This window comes from Burkholderia lata (genome assembly GCF_902499025.1).
Classification (GTDB): Bacteria; Pseudomonadota; Gammaproteobacteria; order Burkholderiales; family Burkholderiaceae; genus Burkholderia; species Burkholderia lata_C.
Genome location: NZ_CABVPW010000004.1, coordinates 95,207 through 109,861 on the forward strand (window position 1 = coordinate 95,207; position 14,655 = coordinate 109,861).

Annotated in this window: 14 protein-coding genes; 4 read left to right on the plus strand and 10 right to left on the minus strand. The window is 68.1% G+C overall.

Annotation, left to right across the window (positions count from 1 at the left end):
• Positions 1–23: 23 nt before the first annotated feature.
• Positions 24–1,169 (minus strand): glycerophosphodiester phosphodiesterase, encoded by a 1,146-nt coding sequence (locus tag BDI24065_RS05255; protein WP_175030312.1) that lies wholly within the window; start codon positions 1,167–1,169, stop codon positions 24–26.
• A 374-nt stretch (positions 1,170–1,543) separates the two neighbouring features.
• Here BDI24065_RS05255 and BDI24065_RS05260 point away from each other — a divergent pair, with 374 nt between their 5' ends.
• Both BDI24065_RS05260 and BDI24065_RS05265 read left to right on the plus strand, forming a co-directional pair.
• Positions 1,544–2,608, plus strand: a complete 1,065-nt coding sequence (locus BDI24065_RS05260) for a phytoene/squalene synthase family protein (RefSeq protein WP_175030313.1) — start codon at positions 1,544–1,546, stop codon at positions 2,606–2,608.
• A 490-nt stretch (positions 2,609–3,098) separates the two neighbouring features.
• Complete coding sequence (locus tag BDI24065_RS05265; protein ID WP_175030314.1) at positions 3,099–4,313, plus strand: porin; 1,215 nt, start codon at positions 3,099–3,101, stop codon at positions 4,311–4,313.
• 229 nt (positions 4,314–4,542) lie between these two features.
• Here the strand turns inward: BDI24065_RS05265 and BDI24065_RS05270 are convergent, their stop codons facing one another.
• Genes BDI24065_RS05270 through BDI24065_RS05290 form a run of 5 tightly spaced genes read right to left on the minus strand, consistent with a single transcriptional unit; the run spans position 4,543 to position 9,811 of the window.
• Positions 4,543–6,033, minus strand: a complete 1,491-nt coding sequence (locus BDI24065_RS05270; RefSeq protein WP_175030315.1) for an efflux transporter outer membrane subunit — start codon at positions 6,031–6,033, stop codon at positions 4,543–4,545.
• A 10-nt stretch (positions 6,034–6,043) separates the two neighbouring features.
• Positions 6,044–7,198 carry an ABC transporter permease gene (locus BDI24065_RS05275; protein ID WP_175030316.1) on the minus strand — a complete coding sequence of 385 codons (1,155 nt, stop codon included), beginning with the start codon at positions 7,196–7,198 and terminating at the stop codon, positions 6,044–6,046.
• Complete coding sequence (locus BDI24065_RS05280; RefSeq protein WP_175030317.1) at positions 7,195–8,154, minus strand: ABC transporter ATP-binding protein; 960 nt, start codon at positions 8,152–8,154, stop codon at positions 7,195–7,197. The genes BDI24065_RS05275 and BDI24065_RS05280 overlap by 4 nt, the downstream gene beginning before the upstream one ends.
• The gene (locus BDI24065_RS05285) at positions 8,151–9,116 is read right to left on the minus strand and encodes an HlyD family secretion protein (RefSeq protein WP_175030318.1); all 966 of its coding nucleotides are present in this window, start codon (positions 9,114–9,116) and stop codon (positions 8,151–8,153) included. The genes BDI24065_RS05280 and BDI24065_RS05285 overlap by 4 nt, the downstream gene beginning before the upstream one ends.
• Positions 9,113–9,811, minus strand: a complete 699-nt coding sequence (locus BDI24065_RS05290) for a TetR/AcrR family transcriptional regulator (RefSeq protein ID WP_175030319.1) — start codon at positions 9,809–9,811, stop codon at positions 9,113–9,115. Before BDI24065_RS05290 ends, BDI24065_RS05285 begins: the two co-directional genes overlap by 4 nt.
• Between BDI24065_RS05290 and BDI24065_RS05295 the strand changes: the two genes are divergently transcribed.
• Entirely contained in the window at positions 9,810–9,953 is a 144-nt protein-coding gene (locus tag BDI24065_RS05295; RefSeq protein ID WP_175030320.1) for a hypothetical protein, read from the plus strand. The two genes, BDI24065_RS05290 and BDI24065_RS05295, sit on opposite strands and share 2 nt — an antisense overlap.
• A gap of 50 nt (positions 9,954–10,003) precedes the next feature.
• On the opposite strand, the gene BDI24065_RS05300 is transcribed toward BDI24065_RS05295, so the two are convergent.
• Positions 10,004–11,074 carry a helix-turn-helix domain-containing protein gene (locus BDI24065_RS05300; protein WP_175030321.1) on the minus strand — a complete coding sequence of 357 codons (1,071 nt, stop codon included), beginning with the start codon at positions 11,072–11,074 and terminating at the stop codon, positions 10,004–10,006.
• Positions 11,075–11,355: 281 nt separating this feature from the next.
• Here BDI24065_RS05300 and BDI24065_RS05305 point away from each other — a divergent pair, with 281 nt between their 5' ends.
• Positions 11,356–12,102 carry a hypothetical protein gene (locus tag BDI24065_RS05305; RefSeq protein WP_175030322.1) on the plus strand — a complete coding sequence of 249 codons (747 nt, stop codon included), beginning with the start codon at positions 11,356–11,358 and terminating at the stop codon, positions 12,100–12,102.
• A 69-nt stretch (positions 12,103–12,171) separates the two neighbouring features.
• Here the strand turns inward: BDI24065_RS05305 and BDI24065_RS05310 are convergent, their stop codons facing one another.
• The 3 genes from BDI24065_RS05310 to BDI24065_RS05320 form a co-directional block, all read right to left on the minus strand.
• Positions 12,172–12,594 (minus strand): cupin domain-containing protein, encoded by a 423-nt coding sequence (locus BDI24065_RS05310; protein ID WP_175030323.1) that lies wholly within the window; start codon positions 12,592–12,594, stop codon positions 12,172–12,174.
• Between the two features lie 10 nt (positions 12,595–12,604).
• The gene (locus BDI24065_RS05315) at positions 12,605–13,042 is read right to left on the minus strand and encodes a carboxymuconolactone decarboxylase family protein (RefSeq protein WP_175030324.1); all 438 of its coding nucleotides are present in this window, start codon (positions 13,040–13,042) and stop codon (positions 12,605–12,607) included.
• A 94-nt stretch (positions 13,043–13,136) separates the two neighbouring features.
• Positions 13,137–14,621, minus strand: a complete 1,485-nt coding sequence (locus BDI24065_RS05320) for a PLP-dependent aminotransferase family protein (RefSeq protein WP_175030325.1) — start codon at positions 14,619–14,621, stop codon at positions 13,137–13,139.
• Positions 14,622–14,655: the final 34 nt, after the last annotated feature.

Consider the following 14,655-nt stretch of genomic DNA (forward strand, 5'->3'; position numbering starts at 1 on the left):
ACGACGGGCACGTTCTGCGCGGGTCAGCGCTTGAACGTGTCGACAGCCGTGCGACCGACGGCCGGATCGTCGGTGAAGAAGCCGTCGATGCCCGCACGCAGGTACGCCTGGATCTCGCGCACCGAGCCCGCGGTGTTGCGCGTGGCCGGCGTGCCGCCATCCTTCAGCGATGCGGGCAGGAAGTTGTTCTCGGGGCGGAACGTGTACGGATGCACGACGAGGCCGGCTTCGTGCGCGTAGCGCACGTACGGCGTCGGCTGTTGCAGCGTGCCGTCCGCGGCGACGGCGATGATCGACGTCTTGTACGGGCCGACGCCGTTTGCGTAGGTCGCGATCTCGCGCATGCCGTCGCGTGTCGACAGGTCGCCGTAGGTGCGCTTGTCGTTCGCCTTCACGAAGTCGTACGGGCGCTGGCCGGCTTCGTCCATCAGCTGCACGAGCTTCCAGTTCGGCTGGCTCGCCTTGATCCGGTTGCGGATCGTCTTCAGGTTCGCGACTTCGAACGACTGGATGTAGATGGTCGCCGTGCGTGCCGTGTACGAATCCTTCAGCAGTGCATCGACGAGACGGTCCTCGAGCGGCAGGCCGATCGACTGGAAGTAGGTCGGATGCTTGGTTTCCGGATACAGGTGGATCGTGCGGCCGGTCTGCGCGGACATCTGCTTCGCGAGCGCGACGATCTCGTCAAAGGTCGGAATCTCGAACTGGTCGTTGTACGCGGTGTTCGCGGGGCGGACCTGCGGAATGCGCTCGCGGGCGCGCAGCGTCTTCAGCTCGGCGAGCGTGAAATCCTCGGTGAACCAGCCCGTCAGCTCCGCGCCGTCGATCGTCTTGGTCGCCTTGCGGCTCGCGAACTGCGGCAGCGTCGACACGTTCGTCGTGCCGGAAATCTCGTTCTCGTGGCGCGCGACGAGCACGCCGTCGCGGGTCGACACGAGGTCGGGCTCGATCACGTCCGCGCCGTCCTCGACCGCCTTGCGGTACGACGCGAGCGTGTGTTCGGGGCGCAGCGCGCTCGCGCCGCGATGGCCGACCACCTGGACCTTCGCGGAAATCGGCTGGGTGGGATCGGACGCGACGTCGTCGTCACCGCCGCACGCGGCGAGCAGGAACGCGGCGGCACAGGCGAACGGGACGTAGCGCAGGGAGGTCGGGCGCTTGAATAGCATGTCGGTGAACCTTCGAAACGAGAGTCGGAAAGGGGCGGTCGCTCCGGCGGTGCGGCTGTCGTGCCGGGTCGCACGGAGTCGAATGGGACGGGATCGTCGCACCGAATAATTACATATGTATTACTTCGACCTTTCCATTCAATGTTTTCAGGGCGCGATGCAGGCGGCGGGACCGCTGGCGGCGGCCTGGCGCAGGCCGCATTCCGCCCGTCTCGGGCAGGCCGTGCGCCGGATGCACTAAACTTGCGGGAATTTTGCATCGCCGTGCCGGGGCCGACGCCCGCCTGACGCGACGATGCGGCGACTCGCGGGCCGGCGCGGGTGCCGGAGGCCCGTGTGCGTCCGGGCCCGGGCCGACCGATTTTTCCCGACCCATGACGACTCGAACCGATTCCGCTTTCCTGCTCGGCAACCTGCTGAAGAACGTTTCCCGCTCCTTCTACCTGACGCTGCGCGTGCTGCCCGACGGCATGCGCGACCCGGTCGGCCTCGCGTACCTGCTCGCGCGCGCGGCCGACACGATCGCCGACACGGCGCTCGTCGCCCCCGATCGCCGGGCGGCGTTGCTGACCGACCTGCGCGACGAGGTCGAGCGGCTCGGCGACGGCGTCGCGCTGTCGCGTGCACTCGAGGACGTGACGCGGATGCAGACCGATTCGCACGAACATGTGCTGCTCGGCTCGATGGAGCCGATGCTCGCGCTGCTGCGCACGCAGCCGGACGCCGATCGCGCTTCGATCCGCAAGGTGGTCGCGACGCTGACGGCGGGGATGGTATTCGACCTGCGCACGTTCCCCGACGAGCAATCGGGGCAGGTCGCGTCGCTGCCGACGCGCGCCGAACTCGACCGCTACACGTATCTCGTCGCCGGCTGCGTGGGCGAGTTCTGGACCGACATGACGGGCATGCACACGCCGGCCGCGCGAGGCTGGAATCTGCCGGACATGTGCGAGAAGGGCATCCGTTTCGGCAAGGCGCTGCAGATGACCAACATCCTGCGCGACTGCGGGAAGGATCTGCGCATCGGCCGCTGCTACCTGCCCGACGACGTGCTGGGCGCGCACGGGCTCGGTGTCGCCGACCTGATGTCGCCCGATGCGTCGGCGCGCGCGCGCGGCGTACTCGTCGAACTGCTGCGCGTGACGCTCGACCAGTATCGCGACGCGTGCCTGTATACGCTCGCGATCCCGCGCCGTTTCGTGCGGCTGCGGCTCGCGTGCCTGTGGCCGATCATGATCGGCCTCGAAACGCTCGAACTGCTGGCCGGCCATGCGGCGTGGCTCGATCCGGCGAAGCCGGCCAAGGTGCCGAGAAAGCGCGTCTACCGGATCATGGCGTCGTCGCTCGCGCTGGTCGGTTCGAACGCCGCGATTCGTGCGCGCCTGACCGCGCTCGCCGATGCCGTGAGCGCGCATCTCGTGCAGCCGGCCACGCGCTGATTCGCACTGAACGATGCCGGCGCGACAGGCGCCGGCATCGCCCCTCGGCCCGCGTTCGCCGGGCCGCTCCCGCTCATCTCCCGCGCGTCGACTAAAAACGTTTTCATTATTTCGTTTCGCGAAACGTGGGTGTCATGAACGTCAGCGATCCTTCGCGGCGGCGTGAATCGTGGTGTCAGCTACGGTCGCGCATTTGTAAGACGTATTTTGCCGAAGGCATCTGACGACATCCGACGGTCGCGTTGCACCCGTAAAAATGTAAAGCTAGGGTTTTCACCGGGAAATGCCGGAAAGGCCCGCTGCGTAAGCGTTTTCAGGTGTTATGTAACCGCTTGGTGAACCCGTGCGTTGCGTCGATCATACGACGACCGACTGTGCGTGTTGGGAAATAATCGGTAATCCGTCAGAATTGCGCCGGCATGTACTCGCACATGTGTCAGGTCATAAAACCACACCACAAAAGAAATCATTCTTTGAGGACGGAGAATCAATGAAAAAGCGCGTCGCTGTCGCCATGACGGCAGCTGGCCTTGCAGCCGCTACCGCCGCCCACGCTCAAAGCAGCGTGACCCTGTACGGTATCGTCGATAACGGTCTGGCTTACCAGAACAACTCGTCGGCAGTCGGTGCTACCTCGGGTGGTCACTCGAAGGTGCAGATGTCCACCGGCGTGTGGGCAGGCAGCCGCTTCGGCCTGAAGGGCAGCGAAGATCTCGGCGGCGGCACGAAGGCGATTTTCCAGTTGGAAGCCGGCGTCAACACGGCTAACGGCTCGTCGCAGTGGACCAACGGCATCTTCACGCGTCAGGCGTGGGTTGGCCTGACCAACAACACGTACGGTACGCTGACGGCCGGCCGCCAGTACACCGCGTACTACACGCTGCTGTCGCCGTACAGCCCGACGACCTGGCTGACCGGCTACTACGGCGCGCACCCGGGCGATATCGACTCGCTGGATACCAGCTACCGCTCGAACAACTCGCTCGTCTACATGTCGCCGAAGTTCTACGGCTTCACGGTCGGCGGTTCGTACTCGTTCGGCGGCGTGGCAGGCGCGACGAACCGCGGCTCGACGTGGAGCGCGGCGATCCAGTACCTGAACGGCCCGGCAGGCATCGCAGTCGGCTATCAGAAGATCAACAACGCAACGCTCGGCGGCGGCGTGTGGGGCGCGAACTCGACGGTCCAGAACGGCCTCGATGCGAACGGCAACGGCGCGCAGCCGGCAGTGTCGTCGATCAACAACGGCTACGCTACCGCGCAATCGCAGCAGCGTATCGCTGTGACGGCTGGCTACCAGTTCACGCCGGCATGGGACATTTCGGCATCGTACTCGAACGTCCAGTACACGCCGGGCACGGGTTCGGCGTTCCGCAACACGGCCATCTTCAACACGGCAGGCGCCGTGCTGCACTGGAAGGCAGCCGCTCAGTGGGACTTCGCAGCGGGCTACTCGTACACGGCAGCCACGCAGTCGAACGGCATCACCAGCTCGGCCAAGTACCACCAGGTCACGCTGTCGCAGTACTACAGCCTGTCGAAGCGCACGGGCCTCTACGCAGTTGAGGCTTACCAGCATTCGAGCGGCAACACGCTGAACGGCGGCAAGATCATCGCTGCAACGACGTCGATCGGCGACGGCGTGGGCGCAGGTTCGAAGCAGAACCAGATCGGCGTCGGCGTCGGCATGATCCACCGCTTCTGATGTCGCGCGGCGCGCGAGCGCCGCTTGCGGCATGCGGTTGAAGAACCGGCCTTCGGGCCGGTTTTTTTATGTGCGGTACGTATTGGTATTGCGCGTATTCCGGTTCCGTTACCGGCCGGCATCGACCGGATGCGGAGGGCGACGAGAGCCGCGCCTGACAAGCGCATCGCTCACGGGGTGCTGGCGTGCAGACGGCAGCGTCAGGCCCGTGCCAATGCCGTCCAACCGATCACTCCGCCGCGCCATCCGTCCAGCTTCCCGCGAGCGCCTGAAACAGCGCCGCCGTATCGGCAAGCCGGTCGGCCTGCGCGCGCGTACGGTCGAGCGCCGTCTGCAGCGTCTGCCGCTGCGCATCGAGCAGGTCGAACGTGCTGATCCCGCCCGCCGCGTAGCGGTCGCCGGCAATCCGGCCGCTGGCCGCCGCTTCCTGCGCGGCGGTGTCTCTCGCCTGCAGTGCAGCCGCGTCGTGCTCGACCGCGCGCATTGCATCGGCCACCTGCTGCAGCGCGTCGAGCACGGTTTCCCGGTAACTCGCGAACGCCGCGTCGTACGCCGCTTCGGCCGCACGTTTCTTTGCGCGCAGTTCACCGCCGTGAAAGAGCGGTTGCGTCAGACCGAGGCCGACATTCCACACATTGAGCCCGCTCACGAGATCCGCGACGCGCGTGCGCTCCGAGCCGATCCCCGCCGAAATCGAGAAGCGCGGATACAGGTTCGCGGTGGCCACGCCGACGTTCGCGCTCGCCTGGTGCAGCACGGCTTCGGCCGCGCGGATGTCGGGGCGTTCGCGCGCGAGCGTCGACGGCAATGCGACAGGGAGCGTGCGCGGCAGCGCGAGCGTATCGAGCGTGAGGTCGGGCAGCACGGCCTCGGACGGCGGCACGCCGAGCAGGATCGCGAGCCGGTGGCCGGACTGCGCGAGGCGGGCCGCGAGCGGCGGCAGCGATGCCTGCGTCTGGGCGAGCAGCGCGCGCTGCGCATGCACGTCGGCCTGCGATACGCCGCCCGCCGTGAAGCGCGCTTCGACGATGCGCAACTGCTGCGCCTGCGCGTCGATCAGCTGCCGCGTGAGCGCGACCTGCTGCGCGAGCGACGCGCGCAGGATCGCGGTCGCGACGACGTTGCCCGCGAGCGTCAGGCGCGCAGCGTCGAACGTGTACGCCTGGTAGTCGACCTGCGCGCGTAGCGCTTCGAGCGCGCGCCGGTTGCCGCCGAACACGTCGAGCACGTACGACACGCTCACCGACGCGTCATACAGCGTGAACGGCCCCGGGCTGGGCACATTGGCGGGCAGGCCGAATGCGGTCGTGTCGACGCGCTGGCGCGTGGCGGACAGGTTCGCGTCGATGCTCGGCAGCATCGTTGCGCCGGCTTCGGCCGCATGGTTCTGACGTGCTTCGTCGAGCCGCGCGCGGGCCTCGGCAAGCGTCGGGCTGTTGTGCCACGCGGTATCGACGAGCCGGTTCAGCGGTTCGGAGCCGAACTGCGTCCACCAGCGTTGCGGTGTGTGTGCAGCCGGTGCGAACGTCTGCGCGCCGCCGGTCGGGCCGGCAGCGTCGGCCGTCGTCGCGGGCGGCTCGCCGCGTGTGTAGTGCTGCGTGGCGGGCGCGTCAGGCGCGTGGAAATCCGGCCCGACCGCGCATCCGGCGACGAGCAGTGCGGCGGCGCCTAGCGTACAACCGCGGGCGGCGTGGGAAAGGCGACGCGAAGCCGGTTTCATGGTGTCGCGCCTAGTCGAGCGTGCGCCGGTAGAAGCGCAGCGCGACGCCCATCACGACGACGGTGAACAGCGCGACCGGCCACACCGACGGCCACAGGTCGCTCCAGCCGTTGCCTTTCAGCAGGATGCCGCGCACGAGGCGGTTGAAGTAGGTGAGCGGCAGCAGGTTGCCGATGATCTGCGCCCACTTCGGCATCCCGGCGAACGGGAACATGAAGCCCGACAGCAGGATGTTCGGCAGGAAGTAGAACACCGCGAGCTGCATGGCCTGCAACTGGTTCTGCGCGAGCGACGACAGCGTGATGCCGACCGTCAGGTTCGCGGCGATGAACAGCAGCGCGGACAGGTAAATCGCGAACACTCCGCCGACGAACGGCACGTCGAACACGAAGCGCGCCGCGGCGACGATGATCGACACCTGGATCAGCCCGATCAGCACGTACGGGACGATCTTGCCCGTCATCACTTCGAGCGGCCGCACGGGCGTCGCGAGCAGGTTTTCCATCGTGCCGCGCTCGCGTTCACGGGTGATCGCAAGGCCCGTCATCATCACCATCGTCATCGTCAGGATCACGCCCATCAGGCCCGGTACGACGTTGTATTGCGTGATGCCCTCGGGGTTATACAGCCGGTGCAGCACGACGTCGAACGCGGCCGGGCGGCCGTTCAGGAAGGCGAGCGGGCCCGTCAGGTCCTTGTCCGCGACGGGCTGCACGAGGCCCGGCAGCGCGGCGATCGCCGACGCGGTCGCGACGGGATCGGTCGCGTCCGCCTCGACGAGCAGCGACGGACGCTCGCCGCGCAGCAGCCGCCGCGAGAAATCGGCCGGCACGTTCAGCACGAACTGCACGTCGCCGCGGGCGAGCGCATGCCGGCCGGCCGCCTCGTCGGGCAGCGTCTCGACGATGTCGAAGTACGCGGAATTGCGCATCGCGGCGACGAAGCTGCGCGCGAACGGGCTCGCATCGGCGACGATCACGGCCGTGGGCAGGTGCTTCGGATCGGTGTTGATCGCGAAGCCGAACAGCGTGAGCTGGATGATCGGCACGCCGACGATCATCGCGAACGTCACGCGGTCGCGCCGCAGCTGCAGGAATTCCTTCAGCACGATGCTCCACCAGCGCGCGACCGAGAACGAATCGCGCAGGCGCGCCCATGCGTTCATGACGACGCTCCGCCGGGCGCCCCGGATGCGCGGCCCATCATGTAGATGAAGACGTCTTCGAGCCCGGTGTCGATCGGCGCGACCTGCAGCGCGGCAGGCCCGTCTGCCTGCGCCGCGACCTGTGCGAGCGTCGCGTCGAGCAGCGCGCGATCGCGGCCGCTCACATGCAGCGCCGAGCCGAACACGACCGTCTGGTCGACGCCCGGCATCGTGCGCAGCCGCGCGGACAGTTCGCTCAGATGCGTGCCGGTGATCGCGCGGGTCGCGAGCCCCTGCGACGCGACGATCTCCGCCGACGTGCCCTGCGCGAGCAGCTCGCCGTACGCGATGTACGCGAGCTTGTGGCAGCGCTCGGCTTCGTCCATGTAGTGCGTGCTGACGAGCACCGAGATCCCTTGTGCCGCCAGCCGGTGCAGCTCTTCCCAGAAGTCGCGGCGCGCGGCCGGGTCGACGCCGGCCGTCGGCTCGTCGAGCAGCAGCAGCGCCGGCTCGTGCAGCATGCAGGCGGCCAGCGCGAGGCGCTGCTTCCAGCCGCCCGACAGCGCGCCGGTGAGTTGATCCGCGCGGCTCGCGAGGCCGAGCCCGTCGAGTGCGCGCGAGACGGCGGCCTTGCGGTCCGGCATCCCGTACACGCGGGCGACGAAGTCGAGGTTCTCGCGGATCGACAGGTCTTCCCAGTACGAGAAGCGCTGCGTCATGTAGCCGACGCGGCGCTTGATCTGCGCGCTGTCGCGCACGATGTCGTAGCCGAGGCACGTGCCGCTGCCCGAGTCGGGCGTGAGCAGCCCGCACATCATCCGGATCGACGTGGTCTTGCCGCTGCCGTTCGGCCCGAGAAAGCCGAAGATCTCGCCGCGCGCGACGCGCAGCGACACGTCCTTCACGACATGCTTGTCGCCGAAATGCTTGTTCAGGCGATCGACGTCGATCGCGTACGGCGCGGGCGGCGCGTTCATGGCACCCTCACGGCGACGGGCTGGCCCGGGTGCAGCTTCGGCGCGTCGGCGACGGCGGGGCGCGCCTCGATCATGAACACGAGCTTGGTCCGGCTCTCGTTGCTGTAGATCACGGGCGGCGTGTATTCGGCCTCGCTCGACACGTAGGTGATGCGCGCGGGCACGTCGGTCGCACAGCCGTCGCAGTGGATCGCGACCGTGCGCCCCGGCACGAGCGATGCGACGGCGGCCTCCGGCACGAAGAAGCGCACCTTCAGGTTTTGCGGCGGCAGCATCTGCACGACCGGATTGCCGGCCTGCACCCATTCGCCGACGCGGTACAGCGTGTCGTACACGCGCCCGGCGGCGGGCGCGGCGACGCGTTTCTGGTCGAGCTTCCATTGCGCCTCGGCGACCGCCGCCTGTGCGGCGTCGACCTGCGCGGCCTGCGCGGTAACTTGCTGCGCACGGCCCGGCAGGCGCGCGACATCGACCTGTTTCTGCAGTTCGCGCATCTGCGCGGCGGTGGTTTGCGCGGACGTGCGCGAATCGTCGAGCTGCTGCTTCGACAGGCCGCCGGCCGCGTACTGGCTTTCATCGCGAGTGAGTTGTGCGGCGGCTCGCGCGGCCTGCGCGGTGGCCTGCGCGAGCTGCGCTTGCGTGACCGCGATTTCGGGCGGGCGCTTGCCGGTCTGCAGGTCGGCAAGTTGTGCGCGGGCGGCTGCGAGCTGGTGCTGCGCCTGCAGCAGCGCGGCCGTTTCACTGACGGCTTCGAGCGAGAACGCGGGTGCGCCGGCAGCGAGGGTCTGGCCGCGCGCGACCGACAGCTGCGTCAGCGTGCCCGATTGCGACGACGACAGGTACACGAATTCGCCTTCGACGTAGCCCTGGTAGGTGGTGCCGTTGCCGGCCGACCGTCCGCAACCGGCAAGCAGCGCGACGGCGGCGGCCAGCGCGAGCGGCAGCGCGCGGGCCGCGTTCACGATGGCCTCCGTGGTGAGCGGGCCCGCGCGCGCGGCGCGGCGGCCGGCGGCTGCATGCCCGAACCGAGCAGCGCGCGGACGTGGCGATGCAGCACGTCGCGGTCGATCGGCGGCAGGCCGCGCGCGCTTTGCCAAAGTTTCGCGGTCGCGAGCGGCAGCATCACCAGCGCGATGATCGAATGGAACAGGAACGCCGGTTCGAGCGCGGGGTTCAGCGTGCCGGCCTGCTGCGCGCCGCGGATGCGTTCGGCGAAGCGCCCGACATGTTCGAGCGGAATGCGCCGGACCATCCGCTCGCGCAGCAGCCCGCCCTCATGAATGATCTCCCGCAGCCAGATCGACGGCAGCCACGGCATGCGCTGCGTGACGTCGAAGAAGCGGTCGACGAGTTCGGCGACGAGCGCGAACGGATCGTTTTCGATCTGCGGCTCGGTCGGCCGCCACACGAACGCGATGGCCTGCGCGAGCCGCTCCTCGACGATTGCGTCGAGCAGCTGCTCGCGATTCGTGAAGTAGTAGTGGACCATCGCCGACGTGACGCCGGCGGCGGCGGCGATCTGCGCGACGGTCGTCGCGGCGATGCCGCGCTCGGCGAACAGCTGCATCGCGACGTCGAGCATGTGGTCGCGCAGGTCGAAATCGTCGACCGACGGGCGGCGCCCGCGTGGCCTGGCGACGGTGGATTTCGCGTTCATGAAATCGACGCTAATTGATGAGTTAGTTAATTTCAAGGAAGGGTTTCCGCTGGCGTTGACCGGGATCAGGGGCGGCGTGAATCGCGGCACGGACGAGCGCGGTTTCGAGACGGTCAGGCACCGTCACGCGACGTTCGAATGAAGGAAGCGGCTACAGAAGAGGCGAGGCGTGCGAACGCGGATGTCGCGCGCTCAGGCCGCGCGCCGGTTGCCTTTGACGATCCAGTCGCTGAAGGTCGCGTCCGCCGGCTCGCCGCGCGGCGCGGCCGCCATCGAGGCCAGCGAAGCTTCGTCGGAACGCCGAGGGGACTGCTCGATCGTTTCACGCGGGCTGTGCCCGAATTCGGCCTTGAAACACCGGCTGAAGTGCTTGTCGCTGGCGAATCCGTAGCGCCATGCGAGATCCGCAATGCGGGTTCGGGGACGGGTCGGGTCCGCGAGCATGTTCCGGATACGCAGGAGTCGCGTGCGTTGCACGAGCTTCATCACGCCGCCGTCCGGCTGGAACAGCCGGTACAGCTTCGGGCGCGAAACACCGATCGCCTTGCAGATCGCGTCCGGACACAGATCGGGGTCGGTCAGGTGCTGCTCGATGTAGCTTCGGGCGCGCTCGCGCAGCGCGGCGTCGATCTCCGTGCCGGCCTGGATCAGCGTGTCGGGGCAGGGCTGCACGCATGCGTGCAGCAGGTTCGTGGTCGCCTGCGTCAGGTAGGGCACCTGCGCGGCGGACAATCCCGACAGGTTGTCGTGAAATGCGAGCAGGTAGTCTGCAAGGATGCCGCCCATCGCCGGCGCCATCGCACAGCCGTGCAGCTTCGCGGTATCCGGATGGAACAGGTCGCGCGGCAGGGTCACGATGACCGTGTCGCCGGTCCTGACGATGCAGTCGAACGCGTGGGCCGTGTCGATCAGGTACAGGCCGCCCGGGCGCATGTCGACCGTCCGTTTGCCGAATTGCCAGGTGATGCTGCCGCCGAGATGCAGCAGCAGGTAGTAGTGATCCAGCCCGTCGGCGCGGATCTGCCGCGCGGTGCGCGCCATCCCGTAGGCGACGTTGCGCTCGGGATTCAGCCAGGTGCGCCGGCCCATCGTGAACGGCCCGACGCGCGTTGCGTCGAACCGGCAGTCGAACGGCACGGAGCGGTCGTCGGGGGCGACGAACGACCAGCTGCCGCTGGTGGCGACCCATGCGTCGAACCGCTCGGCGGGCGGCGCATCGAGGGTGGAAAAGCGATAGGTGTCCAGTACGGACGGGCTATCCATTGCTTGCCCTTCGGGTAGGGAAGACGCCGTTCCGTTCGTTCCCGGAAACAGGAAAACGGCAATTGCGGTGACGGTCGACCGGAACCGGGCGATCCCGGCACGCTGGACGGAAATGCACCAAATAGAGACGCACAGACACCTGTCATCGCGCGAGCCATCATATCATCGGCCCGAAACACGCTTGAACCACGACAGACACACATTAAAAGCAGTACCGAGGGCCGTGCAAAAAGAACAGTCGGGAACCGGCCGTTTATTCGAGTCGGTATCCGGGGGCAGCCATGACGAAAAAACGATGGGCCGGGGTGTCGACGGCGGCGCTGGCCTGTCTGCTCCTGCCCGCGTGCGGGGGGCAGGACCGGCCGGCGCCGGATGCGGCAGGCAGCCGCGTGAACGAGGCCGATGTAGCCAATGCCGAATGCGATCCGGTTTATCGCGAAGGCGATACCGTCAGCCTGCATGTGTATGTGCGCGCATCGGCGCACAGCCCGATTGCCGACGACGGCGTCGTGACGCGGACGTATTTGCCGGCCACCTTTCAAGGCATGTCGATGACGCGGGAGACCGAAGCCTCGGCCGATTCGATCGTGCAGACGCATCGCTACTATCACGTCGGCAATGGCGCGCGCACGTACTATGGCGAGGATCAGACGATCGCCGGCAAATTGATGCTGCGTGACATTTATGCGCCGCCCTATGCCGAGGCGATCAGCCTCGAAGGAAACGAATCGACGCATTATCGCGATACGGTCGTCGTTCCGGCTGACGGCCAGCAAACGGTGGTATCGACGCGGCGTGCCTATGTCGGGCGCGACACCGTGCGCCTGCGGAACGGCAAGACGTTCGCCGCCGCGTGCCATTACCGTGTTACGCAGGTCGCGGTCGATCCGGACGGCCAGGTGACGACCGTCGCCGACGAGTGGCGGGCACCCGGCGTCGGCGTGGTCAAAACGGTGGCGGCCGTCGGCGGGATCGACACCCTGACGCGGGAACTGGAATCGGCCACGGTCGGCGGCCGGGTGTATTGACGCAGCCCCCGCGCGGGCCGGCCGACAGCCCGATTCGCGGGCTGCTCGGCGTGCCGCCGCCCGCGACGTTCACTGATCGATCGGCGACGTCAGCGGCACGTGTTCGCCGGTCAGCCCGAACACGATGAGCTGCGCGGGCTCGGTCGCGCTCGCGTTGCGCGACACCTGGTGGCGCGAGCCGGGCGCCTCGTACCAGCCTTCGCCCGCGTGGTAGCGGTGCAGCGGGCCGCCGTTCACCTGCGACAGCACTTCACCTTTCGACACGACCGCGAACACCGAACCGAGATGCCGGTGCGCTGCGGACGCCTGGCCGGGCGCATAGTCGACGGTCGCGACGACCGCGAGCTTGCCGGGCGCTTCGGGCACGGCCTGTTGCATGATCGTATGCACGTTGTCGCCGGTGTCGTGTGCCCGGGCGGCGGCCGGCAGCAGCGCGGCGGCAGCGGCGAGCGATGCGCACAGGGCGGCGCGACGGAGCGTAGCGTCAGTCATCGTCGTCTCCTTACTCGGGCATCTTGCGGAACGCGATCGCGAGGCGGTTCCACGAATTGATCGTCGCGATCAGCATCGACAGGTCGAACAGTTCTTCGTCGGTGAAGTGCGGCTTCACGGCTTCCCAGACGGCGTCGGGCACGTGGTTGCTGGCGACCAGCGTCAGCGCCTCGGTCCATTCCAGCGCTGCGCGTTCGCGCTCGGTGAAGAACGGCGTCTCGCGCCACGTGACGACGGTGGCCAGGCGGCGGTCGGTTTCGCCGCCCTTGCGCGCGTCGGTCGTGTGCATGTCGACGCAGAACGCGCAGCCGTTGATCTGCGACGCGCGCAGCCGGACGAGTTCGGCGAGCGGCTTCTCGATCGAGCTCTTCGCGAGGAATTCCTCGGCGTTGCGCATCACCTTGATCGCATTCGGGCTGGCGGCATAGAAGTTCAGGCGCGGTTGCATGGCAGGTCCTCTTTCGGTGGGAGCGCACGGTGGCGCGACAGGACCCACTTTAAGACGCACGCTGGCCTGCTTGAATGGCCAATTTCCGGAAAATTCAGGTAACCAGTGCCGAGCCGCCGAGGCTGCCCGAATCCAGCAGGCCGGCCAGCGTCGCGAGCGCCGTGTCGATGCGCAGCGCGTCGATGCCGCCATAACCGAACAGCAGGCCCGCACGGACCGGCACGCCGACATGGAACGCCGAGATGCCGTACAGGCCGATGTCCTGCGCGCGGGCCGCGCGGACCAGCGCCGCTTCGTCGAGCCCCGGCTTCAGGTAGGCGGCGAGGTGGATGCCGGCGGTCGGCACGATCGCGTCGAACCACGGCGCGAGTTCGCCGCGCAGATGCGCGATCAGCATCTTGCGGCGCGCATCGTAGTGCTTCTGCACGCGCTTCAGGTGCCGCGCGAAATCGCCTTCGAGCATGAAGCGCGCGAGCGCCGCCTGGGTCAGCGTGCACGTGTGCCAGTCGACGATCTGCTTCGCCTTGGCCAGCGCGCCGCGCAGCGCGCGCGGCGGAATCGCGTAGCCGATCCGCAGTTCGGGAAAGATCGTCTTCGAGAACGTGCCGACATACGCGACGAGGCCCGTACGGTCGAGGCTCTTCAACGATTCCACCGGCCGGCCTTCGAAGCGGAACTCGCCGTCGTAGTCGTCCTCGATGATCACCGCGCGGCGGCGCTGCGCCCATTCGAGCAGCGCGACGCGCCGGTCCAGCGTCATCGGCATCCCGAGCGGGAACTGATGCGACGGCGTCACGTAGACGAGGCGTGCGTCGTCGGGCAGCCGTTCGGTGACGAGGCCGTGCGCGTCGACCGGCACGCCGATCACCGTCGCGCCGAGCGACGCGAACGCGGCACGCGCGGGCGGATAGCCGGGATCCTCGACCGCCACCACATCGCCGGGCCGCACGACGACGCGGGCGATCAGGTCGAGCGCCTGTTGCGCGCCTTGCGTGACGAGCACGTCGTCCCAGCCGCACGCGACCGCGCGGCTGAACGCGACGTAGCGCGCGATCGCGCCGCGCAACTGCGGATCGCCGGCCGGGTCGTGGTACTGGGCCGGGCCGCGCATCTGCTGGCGCAGCGCGTGATGCAGGCAGCGCCGCCACGCGTCGAACGGGAACAGCGCCTTGTCGGTCACGCCGCCGCGGAAGTCGAAGCCGGGCGAATCCTGCGGCGTGGGCATCGCGAGCGCGTCGGGCAGGTCGTCCCACAGCGCGCGCGCATCGACCGCGTCGACGCGCGGCGTGGCCTCGACGAGCGATGGCGCCGACATGGCCGCGGCATGCGGCACGCGCGCGAGGCCGTCGGCGACGAACGTGCCGTCGCCTGCGCGCGTGTTCAGGTAGCCCTCGGCGACGAGACGCTCGAACGCGTCGAGCGTCGTCTTGCGCGACACGCCGAGCTGCTTCGCGAGGTCGCGCGTCGACGGCAGCCGCGCGCCGCCGGCGAGCCGCCCGTCGACGATCGCGGTGCGCAGTTGCCGGAAGATCTGCCCCGTCAGGTCGTGACGGCCTTCGATGCGGATCGCGATGTCCATCGCAGTGGTTACCTCGATTGCGTTGATTTCGTGT